General features: G+C 72.0%; 11 protein-coding genes. 8 read left to right on the top strand and 3 right to left on the bottom strand.

All coding sequences use genetic code 11. The features are described 5' to 3' along the window. The first annotated feature begins 21 nt into the window (after positions 1-21). Both serS and ABZW17_RS14795 read left to right on the top strand, forming a co-directional pair. On the top strand, positions 22-1,284 hold the full coding sequence (gene serS / locus ABZW17_RS14800) for a serine--tRNA ligase (protein ID WP_354813464.1): 1,263 nt from the start codon (positions 22-24) through the stop codon (positions 1,282-1,284). Positions 1,285-1,348: 64 nt separating this feature from the next. Continuing rightward, positions 1,349-2,350 (top strand): DUF3558 family protein, encoded by a 1,002-nt coding sequence (locus ABZW17_RS14795; protein ID WP_354813462.1) that lies wholly within the window; start codon positions 1,349-1,351, stop codon positions 2,348-2,350. Here ABZW17_RS14795 and lhgO read toward each other — a convergent pair. Both lhgO and ABZW17_RS14785 read right to left on the bottom strand, forming a co-directional pair. Then, positions 2,347-3,537 carry an L-2-hydroxyglutarate oxidase gene (gene lhgO / locus ABZW17_RS14790; protein ID WP_354813460.1) on the bottom strand — a complete coding sequence of 397 codons (1,191 nt, stop codon included), beginning with the start codon at positions 3,535-3,537 and terminating at the stop codon, positions 2,347-2,349. The genes ABZW17_RS14795 and lhgO overlap by 4 nt on opposite strands. Before the next feature lie 105 nt (positions 3,538-3,642). Continuing rightward, complete coding sequence (locus tag ABZW17_RS14785; RefSeq protein WP_354813458.1) at positions 3,643-6,753, bottom strand: BTAD domain-containing putative transcriptional regulator; 3,111 nt, start codon at positions 6,751-6,753, stop codon at positions 3,643-3,645. Positions 6,754-6,879: 126 nt separating this feature from the next. Here ABZW17_RS14785 and ABZW17_RS14780 point away from each other — a divergent pair, with 126 nt between their 5' ends. From ABZW17_RS14780 to ABZW17_RS14765, 4 genes are read left to right on the top strand one after another with little or no spacing between them, the layout of a single operon-like run. Then, the gene (locus ABZW17_RS14780) at positions 6,880-8,052 is read left to right on the top strand and encodes a DegT/DnrJ/EryC1/StrS family aminotransferase (RefSeq protein WP_354813456.1); all 1,173 of its coding nucleotides are present in this window, start codon (positions 6,880-6,882) and stop codon (positions 8,050-8,052) included. 23 nt (positions 8,053-8,075) lie between these two features. Further along, positions 8,076-9,005 (top strand): NAD-dependent epimerase/dehydratase family protein, encoded by a 930-nt coding sequence (locus ABZW17_RS14775; protein WP_354813454.1) that lies wholly within the window; start codon positions 8,076-8,078, stop codon positions 9,003-9,005. A gap of 32 nt (positions 9,006-9,037) precedes the next feature. Continuing rightward, positions 9,038-10,234: a glycosyltransferase family 4 protein gene (locus ABZW17_RS14770; RefSeq protein WP_354813793.1), complete on the top strand. Its 1,197-nt coding sequence runs from the start codon at positions 9,038-9,040 to the stop codon at positions 10,232-10,234. Continuing rightward, complete coding sequence (locus ABZW17_RS14765) at positions 10,221-10,850, top strand: acyltransferase (RefSeq protein ID WP_354813452.1); 630 nt, start codon at positions 10,221-10,223, stop codon at positions 10,848-10,850. The genes ABZW17_RS14770 and ABZW17_RS14765 overlap by 14 nt, the downstream gene beginning before the upstream one ends. 36 nt (positions 10,851-10,886) lie before the next feature. Here ABZW17_RS14765 and ABZW17_RS14760 read toward each other — a convergent pair whose 3' ends face one another. Beyond that, entirely contained in the window at positions 10,887-11,474 is a 588-nt protein-coding gene (locus tag ABZW17_RS14760) for a hypothetical protein (RefSeq protein ID WP_354813450.1), read from the bottom strand. 137 nt (positions 11,475-11,611) lie between these two features. Here ABZW17_RS14760 and ABZW17_RS14755 point away from each other — a divergent pair, with 137 nt between their 5' ends. Together ABZW17_RS14755 and ABZW17_RS14750 are read left to right on the top strand one after the other, a co-directional pair. Continuing rightward, positions 11,612-12,124, top strand: a complete 513-nt coding sequence (locus tag ABZW17_RS14755; RefSeq protein ID WP_354813448.1) for a SigE family RNA polymerase sigma factor — start codon at positions 11,612-11,614, stop codon at positions 12,122-12,124. Then, positions 12,121-12,834, top strand: coding sequence for a hypothetical protein (locus ABZW17_RS14750; protein WP_354813446.1), 714 nt, complete (start codon positions 12,121-12,123; stop codon positions 12,832-12,834). The genes ABZW17_RS14755 and ABZW17_RS14750 overlap by 4 nt, the downstream gene beginning before the upstream one ends. Positions 12,835-12,886: the final 52 nt, after the last annotated feature.

Below are 12,886 nucleotides of genomic sequence, written 5' to 3'. Positions count from 1 at the left end.
GTACGGACTACCCTCTGTCCCGTGATTGACCCCAGGACTCTGCGCGAAGACCCGGAAGCCGTGCGCGCGTCGCAGCGCGCTCGTGGTGAGGACGAGGGAGTGGTCGACAAGCTGCTCTCGCTCGACACCCGGCGCCGGTCTTCCATCGCGGCCGCCGACAAGCTGCGCAACGAGCAGAAGCTCCTGGGCAAGCAGATCCCGAAGGCGCCGCCGGCGGAGAAGCAGCAGCTGCTGGCCACCGCCAAGGACCTCGCCGCGCAGGTCAAGGCGGCCGAGGCGGAGCAGAACACCGCGTCGGAGGAGTTCGACACGCTGTTCCGGACCGTGCCGAACCTCGTTCACCCGAGCGCGCCGGTCGGCGGTGAGGACGACTTCACCGTCCTCAAGCACGTCGGCGAGCCGACGAAGCTCGGCTTCGCGCCGAAGGACCACCTCGAGCTGCTCGAAGCGCTCGGCGGCGTCGACATGGAACGCGGCGCGAAGGTGTCGGGCTCGCGGTTCTACTTCCTCACCGGCGTCGGCGCGCAGCTGCAGCTAGGCCTGCTCAACATGGCCATCGCGCAGGCGCTCGAGAACGGCTTCACGCCGATGATCACGCCGTCGCTCGTGCGCCCGGAGATCATGGCCGGCACCGGCTTCCTCGGGCAGCATTCGAGCGAGATCTACCACCTCGAGGACGACGACCTGTACCTCGTCGGGACGTCGGAGGTGCCGCTCGCCGGCTACCACGCCGACGAGATCCTCGACCTGAACGACGGCCCGAACCGCTACGCGGGCTGGTCGTCCTGCTACCGGCGCGAGGCCGGCTCGTACGGCAAGGACACCCGCGGCATCATCCGCGTCCACCAGTTCGACAAGGTCGAGATGTTCGTCTACGCCAAGCCGGCCGACGCCGAGGCGGAGCACGAGCGGCTGCTGGGCTGGGAAGAGCAGATGCTCGCCAAGATCGAGGTGCCCTACCGGGTGATCGACACCGCGACCGGCGACCTCGGCACGTCCGCCCACCGCAAGTTCGACTGCGAGGCGTGGATCCCGACCCAGGAGACCTACCGCGAGCTGACCTCGACGTCCAACTGCACGACGTTCCAGGCCCGCCGCCTCTCGGTCCGCTACCGCGACGAGAACGGCAAGCCGCAGATCGCCGCGACGCTCAACGGCACCCTGGCCACCACCCGGTGGATCGTCGCGATCGTCGAGAACCACCAGCAGGAGGACGGCTCGGTCCGCGTGCCGGAGGCGCTGCGCCCGTTCGTCGGCGGCAAGGAAGTCCTGACGCCCCGCTGAATCGGGCGGATCCGCGGTGCTGCTCCGTTCGTCCCAGTAGTGTCCGGGCCGAACGGGAGGACTCATGCGGATCAAGTGGCAGGTCGCGGTCGCGCTGGCGGCCGCGACCCTGGTGACCGGGTGCACGGTGGCGGTCGGCGGCTCGGCGTCGCCGGTGCCCGGCCAGGGCCCGGTCGTCAAGGCCGTCGACGCCTGCACGCTGCTCGACCAGGCCCAGGTCGACGCGCTCGGCTACCAGGCGCCGGGCCATTCGATCCCGGAGAACAAGGACCGGCTCCAGCCGCCGATGTGCCTCTGGAACTCGAAGGACGACATCGAGCCGTCGGCCGTCCTCAACGTCGGGGTCGCCGCCGGCATGGACTTCAACGAGTACATCTCCGGTGCCCTCAAGAAGTCCGAGCCGCAGGAGATCGGCGGCCTGACCTGGACGCAGTACGCGTCGATCCTGCCGGACGACTGCGCGTTCTACGCCCTGCTCGGCGCCAAGTCGTTCGCTTACGTCAGCGTCTCGACCAGCAAGCTCGACAAGTCGTGCGAGCAGGCGAAGGTGGCGATCCCGCAGGTCGCGGCCCACCTGCCGGGCGGGCAGGACGCCCCGCCGGTCACGCCGACGACGTCGGCCAAGCCGGAGCCGGGCGGCCCGCTGCTGTCGGCGGACCCGTGCGCGGCGCTGAAGCCGGACCAGGTGGCCCAGCTCGAGAACATCTCGCCGAACGGCCAGAAGGACACCTCGTCCACCGTGCCGAACGCGTCCTACTGCCTCTGGGACGACACCGACGGCGACGGCGGCCAGAAGGCGTTCGAGGTCTGGTTCGGCCCGAGCACCCCGGTCGGGGAGTGGCCGGGCGCGAAGGGCGTCAACCCGACCGAAACCGTCGACGTCGGCGGCAAGAAGTGGGGCATCTTCCCGAACATGGGCGGCCTGCGGGTCACCTGCGGCGCCACCCTGGCCGTCACCGACACGTCTTCGGTGCAGGTGGTCAGCGGGTTCATCGGCGACGACACCAAGACGTGCGACCTCGTGAAGCAGGGCCTGCCGCTGGTGACCGCGAACCTGCCGGGCTAGCTCTCCGACGACACCTGGTCCGCGATGTGCCGCGCGATCTCGAGCGCGCTCGTCGCGGCCGGCGAGGGCGCGTTCAGGACGTGCACCTGGTCGCGCGCGGTCTCGATGAGGAAGTCGTCGACGAGCGAGCCGTCGCGGCGCATCGCCTGGGCGCGCACGCCGGAACCGTGGCGGACGATGTCGTCCGCGGTGACGGCCGGGACGAGCCGGGCGAGGCTGGCGGCGAACCGCTTCTTCGAGAACGAACGGCGGACCTCGTCGAGCCCGGTCGGGATCGCGTACCTGCGCGCGAGCCGCCAGATCCCGGGGAAGGCCGCGACCTCGGCGACGTCCTTCGCGGAGAAGTCGCCCCAGCGGTAGCCCTCGCGGCGCAGGGCGAGCACGGCGTTCGGGCCGGCGTGCACGCTGCCGTCGAGCATGCGCGTGAGGTGCACGCCGAGGAACGGCAGCGTCGGGTCCGGCACGGGGTAGATCAGGCCCTTGACCAGGTGCCGCTTCTCCGGCTTGAGCTCGTAGTACTCGCCGCGGAACGGCACGATCTTCGCCGACGGCGTCAGCCCGGCCAGCCGCGCGACCCGGTCGGAGTGCAGGCCGGCGCAGTTCACCAGGGCGTCGGCCTGGACGACGTCGTCGCCGGTGGCGACCTCGACCCCGCCGGTGGTCCCGGCCCGGATGGCCATCGCGGGGGAGTTCAGCCGGAGGTCGACGCCGGCTTCGTCGAGCAGCCGGACGAGCGCGTGGCAGACGGCCGGGAAGTCGATGATCCCGGTGGATTCGACCCGCAGCGCGGCGACGCAGGCGACCTCGGGCTCGTACTCGCGGGCCTCGGCGGGGGAGATCGGCTTGGCCGGGACGCCGTTGGCTTCGGCGCGTTCGGCGAGCGTGGTGAGCGCGGGGATCTCGCGCTCGTGGGTGGCGACGACGAGCTTCCCGCACACCTCGACCGGCACGCCGTACTGGCGCGCGAAGTCCACGATGGACCGGTTGCCGGCCACGGACATCCGCGCCTTGAAGGAGCCGGGCTTGTAGTAGAGCCCGGCGTGCACGACGTTCGAGTTGTGCCCGGTCTGGTGGGCCGCCCAGCGGTCTTCCTTTTCCAGGACAGTGACGTCCAGCCCGCGCCTGGTCAGCTCCCAGGCCACGGCCAGACCGACGATCCCGCCCCCGACGACTACCACGTTACGCACGGTCGATCAGGCTACGCGAATGCGGCGGCGCGCGGTTCGCGGGCTGATCTGCGGGAACGGCCCTCGACCTCGGCCGCGACGGTCCGCGCGGCGCGTCCTCTCAGCCTATGCGTCCGAAGTTGTGGACACCTCTCCCTCGATCGAGTGATCCAACGCCTTCTGCGCGCTCATCCCCGAGCCCGTCCGGTAGGCCCGCTCGAACCCGTCGACGCCGAGGGACTCCACCAGCCGGGCCCGGACCGCCGACACGTCCGGGTCGCCGCTGATCGCCGTCCCCCGGACCGCCGCCGCCGCGCCCAGCAGCACCGCCGCCTGCTCCGCGCCGGCCACGCCCGAAAGCCCTTCCAGGGCGAACGCCACCACGTCACCCGCGTGCCACTGCCGTCCCACCAGCAGCGCCTCGCGGTGCAACGCGGCGGCCGACGCCGGGTCGCCTTCGGCCAAGGCCAGCCAGCCGAGCGAGATCAGCACCCCGGCGCGGGCCGTCTCGGCCGCGAACGAGCCGCCCGCGCACTCCGCCAGCGCGCGCTCGCACAGCTCCCGGGCCGCCGCCAGGTCGCCGGCGAACCGGGACAGGTTCGCCAGCCCGAGGTGCGCCCCCGCACGGGATTCCGGCATGCCCGAGCGGCGGGCCGTCGCGGCCGCCAGTTCGTAGTCCGAGCGGGCGCCGGCCCGGTCGCCCGACAGCAGCCGTGCCCAGGCGCGGCGGCAGATCAGGTCCGCGACGTCGTCCGTCGCGCCGATCTCGTGCATCAGGGCGAGGGCCTCGTCCATCATCGGCAGCGCGGCCTCGTGCTCACCGCGCCAGGTCAGCAGCTGCGACAGGTGGTCCAGGGCCATCGACAGGCCCCAGCGCTCGCCCAGGGCCCGGAACTGCGCCGCACCCTCGCGCAGGCCCGCCTCGGCGGCGGCCAGCTCGCCCGACATCATCGACCGCAGGCCCAGGCCCATCGGCAGCAGCGCCCAGCTCCACGGGTCACCGGTGGCCAGCAGGCCCTCGCCGCGGATGAGCAGCTCCGCGTCGTCGCCCGGCGGGCCGGCCACGACGCCCAGCAGCATCACCAGCATCGGGTGCCTGGGGGCCAGCGATCCCTCCGCCGCGTACCGCCGGACCAGCGGCAGGTACTGCTCCAGCGACTCGTGCGGCTGCCCGGCCAGCGCGCCGAGCACGCACACCAGGAACTCCTCGACGTACTCCTCGCGCAGCTCCGGCGGGCACCGCGGGACCACGGCCAGCGACAGCCCGGCGCCCTCGAACCGCCGCCCGCGCATCCACCAGTACATCGCCAGCAGCAGCACCAGCCGCAGGGCCAGCACGACGTCGTGCTCGGTCGCCCAGCGCAGCGCGGCCAGGAGGTTGTCGTAGTCGGCGTCGAGCCGCGCCAGCCAGACCAGCTGGTCCGCGGTCCGCAGCATCGGGTCCGCTTCCTCGGCGAACCGCAGGAAGTACTCGGCGTGCGCGCGGTGGAACGCCTCGGCCTCGCCCGCTTCGGCGAGCTTCTCGGCCCCGAACGCGCGGATCGTTTCGAGCATCCGGAACCGCCCGCCGACCGCCTCCACCAAAGACTTGTCGGCCAGTTCCGGCAGCAGGTCGACGTCGGCGCCGCACACCTCGGCGGCGGCCGCGGCGGTGGCGCCGCCCGGGAACACCGTCAGCCGGCGGGCGAGCTCGCGTTCCTCGTCGGTCAGCAGGTCCCAGCTCCACTCGACGACGCCGCGCAGCGAGCGGTGCCGGGCCTCGGCCGTCCGGCTGCCGCGGGCCAGGAGGCGGAACCGGTCGTCGAGCCGCGCGGCGATCTCGCCGAGGTCCAGCGTCCGGACGCGGGCCGCGGCCAGCTCCAGGGCCAGCGGCAGGCCGTCGAGGGCGGCGCAGACGTGCTGGACGTCGCCGATCGTCGTTTCGTCGACGGCGAACGCCGGATCGCTCGCGGCGGCGCGGTCGGCGAACAGCCGGACGGCCGCGTACTCCCGGGCCCGGGTGGCGGGTGTCCCCGGCGGCGGGACGGCCAGCCGCGGCACCGGCGCCAGCTGCTCGCCGGTGATCCCGAGCGGCTCGCGGCTGGTGGCCAGCACCCGCAGGCCCGGGCACGCGGTGAGCAGCCGGGCGACCAGCCGGGCCGCGACGTCGACGACGTGCTCGCAGTTGTCCAGCACCAGCAGGGCCGAGCGTTCGCGCAGCGCCGCGATCAGCCGTTCGGCCGGGTCCTGCGGCCCGCCGCGCGAGCTTTCGCGCAGGCCGAGCGCGCTCAGCACGGCTTGGGCGACGTCGGCACCGCCGTGCGGGGCGAGCTCGACGAACGCCACCGGGCCGGTCTGGGCCGCGGCCACTTCGACGGCCAGCCGGGTCTTGCCGGTGCCGCCCGGCCCGGTCAGCGTGACGAGCCGGCTGCGGTCCAGCAGCCCGGCGACCTGCCGCAGTTCGTCGCCACGCCCGACGAAACTGGTCAGCTGCGCGGGCAAGGCCGGCAGCACCGGCTTCTCGGTTTCGCCGCGAAGCACGGCGAGGTGCGCTTCGGCGAGTTCCGGGCCCGGGTCGGCGCCCAGCTCGTCGGCCAGCGTGCGGCGGGCGTCCTCGAACGCGGCGAGCGCGTCGGCGGGCCGACCCGCGGCGGCCAGCGCCCGCACCAGCTGCGCGCGCGGCCGTTCCCGCAGCGGGTGCGCGGCGACGGTCTCCCGCAGGCCGGCGAGGAGGTCTTCGGCCTGGCCGAGCGGCAGCCGGGCCTCGACGTGGTCGTCCGCCGCATCGGCGCGCAGGTCCTCCAGCCGCGCGGCCTGCGCGGCGGCGAACGGCGCGTCCGCCAGGTCGCTGAAGGCGGGCCCGCGCCACAACGCCAGCGCTTCGCCCAGCACCGCTGAAGCTCGCTGGTGCTCGCCGTTCTTCAGGAGCGTGCGGCCTTCGCGCGCGAGACGTTCGAAGCAGTGGACGTCCACTTCGTCCGGGGCGACGGCCAGCCGGTACCCGGCCGCGGTGAACTCGACCGGCGCGAGCTCCTTCAACGCCGTCCGCAGCCGCGACACCTGCGACTGGAGGGCGTTCGCCGCGCCGTCCGGCGGGTGTTCGCCGTACATGCCGTCGATCAGCCGCTCGGCGGGGACGAACCGCCCGGCCTCCAGCGCGAGCAGCGCCAGCAGCATCCGCGACCGCGGGCCGCCCACCGCCACCTGCGTGCCGTCCGGGCCCCACGCGGCGACGGCCCCCAGCACCCCGAATCGCATGGGCCCAGCGTAGGACGTCCCCGACCTGGGGGAAGCGTCACGCCGAACGGGCGTTCGGCGTGGGCCTGTGAATCACCTGAGCGTGCGTCTATACACTTCGCCGAGTCCCCACGCAATGGGAGAGGTATGTCGTCAGACAGTACTGAACGCCGCCTCCGCGGGAAAGAGTCCGTCGGCGGAATCGCCCTCGGTCAGCCGACCGTCGGTGAAGAGGAGCTCGCTGCCGTCGCGGAGGTCTTCCGCTCCGGCTGGCTCGCCGGCGCCGGACCGGCGTGCCGGCACTTCGAAGAGCGGTTCGCCCAGGTCACCGGCACGGCGCACGCGCTGACGACGGCGAACTGCGGCTCGGCCCTCTTCCTCGGGCTCAAGGTCCTCGGCGTCCGGCCGGGCGACGAGGTGATCGTCGGCGACTACACCTTCCCGGCGACCGGCCACGCCGTCGTGCAGGCGGGCGCGAAACCGGTGTTCGCCGACATCCGCCCGGACGTCTTCAGCGCGGACCCGGCGCACGTCGAAGCGCTGATCACGCCGAAGACGGTCGGGATCCTCGCCGTCGACGTCGCCGGCCAGCCCGGTGACTTCGACGAGTACCGCGCGATCGCCGACAAGCACGGCCTCTGGCTCTTCGAGGACGCCGCCTGCGCCGCGGGCGCCACGTACAGGACGCGCCCGGCCGGCAGCCTCGCCGACCTCGCCGCGTTCTCCTTCCACGGCCGCAAGGGCATCACCGCGGGCGAAGGCGGCGCGCTGGTCTCCGACCGCGAAGACCTCATCGCCCGGGCCCGCAAGCTGCACACCTACGGCATCGAGCCGGCGATCAGCCGCGAAGGCTCGGACACGCTGCCCATCCCGGAGTTCCACGAGCTCGGCTACAACTTCCGCCTGTCGGACGTCCAGGCCGCGATCATGAACGTCCAGCTCGACCGCCTCCCGGACCTCCTCGCCGCCCGCCGCTCGGTCGCGAAGCGCTACCACGAAGCCTTCGCGGACGTCGACGCGCTGACCGTCCCGGTGGAGCTGCCCGACCGCGAGCACCCGTGGCAGGCGTACCTGCTCACGGTCGCGCCCGGGGTCAGCCGCGACACGCTCGCCCTGCGCATCCGCGCCCAGGGCGTCCAGTGCAACTTCGGCACCTACGCGTCGCACCTGCAGCCGATCTACGGGCCTCAGGCCCCGCTGCCCGTCTCGGCCGACGCGTTCGCGCGTCAGCTCGCCGTCCCGATGCACGCCAACCTCACCGACGCCGAGGTCACCCGGGTCGCCGAGGTCGTGCGCGAAGCCGTGCAGTCCCTGTCCTGAAGCCGCCTACCGAGGAGAAATTGGTGTCCGACAAGAAGGTGCTCTTCACCGGGGGCGGCGGCTTCATCGCCGCGCACGTCATCCCGCTGCTGATCGAGGGCGGCTACACGGTCCGGATCTTCGACAACATGACCCGCGGCGACCGCGCGCGCGTCAACGAGTTCGTCGCCACCGGCCAGGTCGAGCTGGTCGAGAAGGACGTGCGGTACGGCGGCGCGGTGCGCGAGGCGATGCGCGGCTGCACGCACGTCATCCACTTCGCGACGGTGTCGATCAACAAGTCGATCGCCGACCCGCACGAGTCGATCGACATCAACATGATCGGCAACCACAACGTGTTCGCCGCGGCCGCCGACGAAGGCGTCGAGCGGCTGGTGTTCGCCTCGACCGCGTCGGTCTACGGCGACCCGAAGCGGCTGCCGATGCACGAAGACGACGAGCTCAAGCCGCTCACGCCGTACTGCATCTCGAAGCGCGCCGGCGAGGACCTGCTCGGCTTCTACGAGCGGCAGAAGGGCCTGTCCTGGAACGCGCTGCGGTTCTTCAACGTGTACGGCCCCGGGCAGAAGATCGAGGCGTACTACACGTCGGTGATCAACCACTTCATCCAGCGCCTGCGCGCCGGCCAGCCGCCGATCATCGACGGCCGCGGCGACCAGTCGATGGACTTCGTGCACGTCACCGACCTGGCGCACGCCGTCGTCGCGGCGCTGCAATCGGAGAAGGCGAACCTGCCGATCAACATCGGCACCGGCATCGACACGTCGATCGCGGCACTGGCCAAGATCCTCATCGAGGCGGTCGGGGTCGACGTCGAGCCGCTGTTCAATGAGCGTGACGTGCTGGTCTCGCGGCGCGCGGCCGACATCAGCCGGGCGCGGGACGTGCTGGGCTGGGAGCCGCGGATCACCGTCGAGGACGGCATGCGGGACCTGGTCAAGGAAACCGAGTGAGCACGACCGCCGGGCCCGGCCGGGGACGAGCCATGCGCATCGCGGTGGTGAACAACTTCTTCCCGCCGCGGGTGGGCGGCAGCGCGCACATGGCGGCCTCGCTGGCGGCGCAGTTCGTCGAGGCCGGGCACGAGGTGCTGGCCGTCACGGCCGCGTACGGCGAGGCCCCGGCCGAAGAGGTGCGCGACGGCTACCGCGTGGTGCGGCTCCCGGCGGTGAAGATGCCGCAGATCGGCCTGTCGATCGACTTCGACATGAGCTTCGCGTCGCTGCGGCCGGGCAACTGGCGGCGGCTGTGGAAGCTGCTGGACGAGTTCAAGCCGGACGCGATCCACCTGCACGGCCAGTTCTTCGACCTGTCGTGGCTGGCCGGGATCTGGGCGCGCCGCCACGGCGTGCCGACCCTGCTGACCATCCACACCCTGCTGATCAGCGACAACAAGCTGTACGGCGGGGTGTTCCGGCTGCTCGACGCGGTGCTCGTGCGGCCGATGCTCGCCTACATCAAGCCGCGGTACGTCATCCTCGACAAGCTGGGCGTCGACTACTGCGTCGACCGCTACGGCACCAGCGACGCCAACTCGGAGTACTTCCCGATCGCCGTCGACACCGGGCACTTCGCGAAGCCGGTGACGAAGGACGTCCGCGCGGAGCACGAAATCGGTGACGCACCGCTGATCGTGTCCCTCGGGCACGTCATCCCGCTGCGCAACCGGCTGCCGCTGATCGAGGCTCTGCCGTCTATTTTGGACAAGCACCCCGGCGTGCGGGTGGTCGTCGTCGGCCGCGTCTACCACGACGCGTTCCTCAAGCGGGCCGCCGAGCTCGGGGTGTCGGACGCGCTGGTCGTCACGGGCGCGGTGCCGAAGGAGGACGTCCCGGCGTACTTCGCGGCGGCGGACATCGTCACGCACGACCTCAACGGCGGCTGCGGCACGGCGTCCCTGGAGGCGATGCTGTCGGGCACGGCGACGATCGCGTCGGTGACCGAGGACAACTACCCGGGCATCGAGCTGCGCAACGGCGAGAACGTCCTGCTGGTCCGCCCGGACGACTCGGAAGCCGTGGCGCGCACGGTGATCGGGCTGCTCGACGACCCGGAGCGCCGGGCGGCGATCGCGCAGCGGGAGAGCGAAATGGTGCGCTCGAACTTCGGCCTCGACGTCGTCGCGGAGGAGCACCTGCGCACCTTCGAGAAGCTGGTGTCGGAAGCCGATGTTCTTCGATGACGAGCGCAGCCACCGGCTGCGCCCGCAGATCCTGACCGAGCTCGTCTCGCAGTACATGAACGACGCCGAGCGCGCGCAGTTCTACGGCCTGCCCTCGACGTGCCGCGTGCGCGAGCGCGTGAAGATCATCAGCCCCGAGAACCTGAAGATGGGCGACCACTGCTGGGTCGGTGAAGGCGCGGCGCTCGATGCGAGCGGCGGCCTGGAGATCGGCGAGCACACCAGCATCGGGCTGAACACGCTGATCTTCACGCATTCGAGCTGGCTGGCGAACATGACGCTGCAGAACCACTCGGGCAGCGACCTGATCGAGCGCAAGCCGGTCAAGATCGGCAAGGGCTGCTTCATCGGCGGCCTGGTGGTGATCATGGCCGGCGTGACGATCGGCGACTTCGCGACGGTCCAGCCGAACTCGGTGGTGGCCAAGGACGTCCCGCCGCGCACGCTGGTGGCGGGGAACCCGGCCCGGGTGTTCCAGCGGTACGACGAGGAGTACATCCAGGCGGAGGCCGAGCGGGTGCGGGCGGAAAACGCGCGCCGCCGGGAGATCGCGGAGTCACACGGGCAGGACACTTCGGGCTGGGGAGCCCCATCGGGCGACTACTCAGCGGAGTAGCCGGGAGCCCCTCACCACCCGGCGCGCCCAGCGGCCCTAGAGCCGGTCGCCGAGGAGCTTCGCCACCGAGACGTACACGTCCTCGCGGTTCGTCGGCGTGTAGAACTGCGCGAACCGGCTCTGGCCGTGACCGCGCTTGCCGATGGCGACCATCTCTTCGCCGTCCGGGAACTTGCAGTGGCTCGCGTACTCGCCGGCGCCCGGGATCGGCTTCGCCGGCTCCTTGCAGTCCTTGTTGAGCCGGCCGATGGTGGCCGACGGGCTCTGGGCGCCCGGGATCGCCACGACCACCAGTTCGCCGTTCAGCCCGTACCCGCAGTGGTAGGCCGTGCCCGGGTTCACCGCCTCGGACTCGCCCTCCTTGCCTTCGCCGCTCTCGCCCGGCCGGCCCGTGAGTTCCCGGACCTCCGAGCCGCCCAGGAACGGGCAGGCCGCCGTCACCTTGGCCGGGGACACCACCGCCGCGAACTTCGGCGTGGTCGGCGTCGGCTTCGGCTTGGAAACCGAAGTGGATGACGGCGGCGCCGACGTTGTCGCCGGCGCCGCCGTCGTGGAGCCGCCCGAACACGCTGTGACGCAGGTCAGCAGGCATGCGGCGGCGAAGATTCCCCCTACGAAGCGCACGCAAGACAATCTAGCGCTCGGTAACGGAGTGCAGGATTGCGGTTACGCAACGTTTCAGCCTGTGGACGTGATCATGGTCGGCGAGCAACCTTTCGCGGGCCCGCCCGTCGCTGGGTGAGGACGAAGTGGGGTGACGCATGGCGCGCGGCGACGAAGAGTTCGCGGAGTTCGTGCGTGCGTCGTCGGCCCGGCTCACCCACGCCGCGTTCCTGCTGACCGGCGATCGCCACCAGGCGGAGGACGCCGCCCAGACCGCCTTCACCCGCACCTACGCCGCCTGGTCGCGGGTGCGGCACAAGGACGCCTACGGCTACGCCCGGACCGTCCTGGTCAACCACGTCATCGACGGCTGGCGGCGCCCGATCCGCGAGTACGCCACCGAAGCCATGCCCGAGCAGCAGGACCGCCTCGACGTCGACAAGGCCGTCACCCAGCGCGCCTGGCTCACCGCGGTCCTCAAGACGCTCACCGACCGCGAACGCGCCGTCGTCGTGCTGCGCCACTTCTTCGACCTGCCGGAAGCCGACGTGGCCCGTGAGCTCGGCGTTTCCGTGGGTACCGTGAAGAGCACGAACTCGCGGGCGCTGGCCAAGCTGCGGATCGAGGCGGCCGATCCCGAGGACACGCTGATCGGAGGGAGCGGGCGGTGAACGAGCTCGACGACTTCCGCGCGGCCCTCCGGCAGCCGCCCGGCGAGCCCTTCGCCGAACCGGACCTGGCCCGGATCATGCGGGACGGCACGCGCCTCCGGCGCCGGCGCCGGGTGCTGACCGGCACCGCCGGGATCGCCGCCGCGGCCGCCGTCGTGCTCGTCATCGTGTTCGCCGTCCAGCTGCGGCAGCCCCCGCCCGCGCCGGTCGCGCAGCCGCCCGCACCCGTGTCGGCGACGCCGGTGCCGACAACCAGCCGGCCGCCCGTCGTGCCGGCGATCGGCGACGTCGTGGGCACCGGGATCCGGACCCCGGCCGGCGAGATCGTGCTCTACGCGCAGGCCATCGACGTCCCGCAGCTGCCGAACGTCCGCTTCGGCCTGGTGGCCGGGTTCCGGTCGGGGGATTCGCTGCAGGCGGTGCTGATGTCGAACGAGACCCGCGGCTCCGACCTGTCGTTCGGCTTCCACGCCACCGACGGCGGCGAGGTCATCCGCGACCAGCTCATCCCGGTCTTCGGCTACTTCTCCGGCCGGGCGGCGCGGATCACGACGACGGTGCACGGCAAGACCGTCGAGGCCCACCTGGCCACCTGGACCGCGGACAAGACCGTGGTCATCTTCTGGTTCGACCCCGCCGAGGTCCCGAACTCCGCGGTCCTGACGCCGTTGATCGCCTACGACGGCGACGGCAAGCGGCTCACCAAGTAGGCGGTACCCGGGCACGCGAAGCGGGCGTAAGAACCCCACCGTGACCTCACGA

The organism is Amycolatopsis sp. NPDC004625, assembly GCF_040609695.1.
Taxonomy (GTDB): domain Bacteria; phylum Actinomycetota; class Actinomycetes; order Mycobacteriales; family Pseudonocardiaceae; genus Amycolatopsis.
The sequence above is the reverse complement of the archived record's forward strand: the minus strand, read 5'-3'. Positions and strand labels throughout refer to the sequence as shown.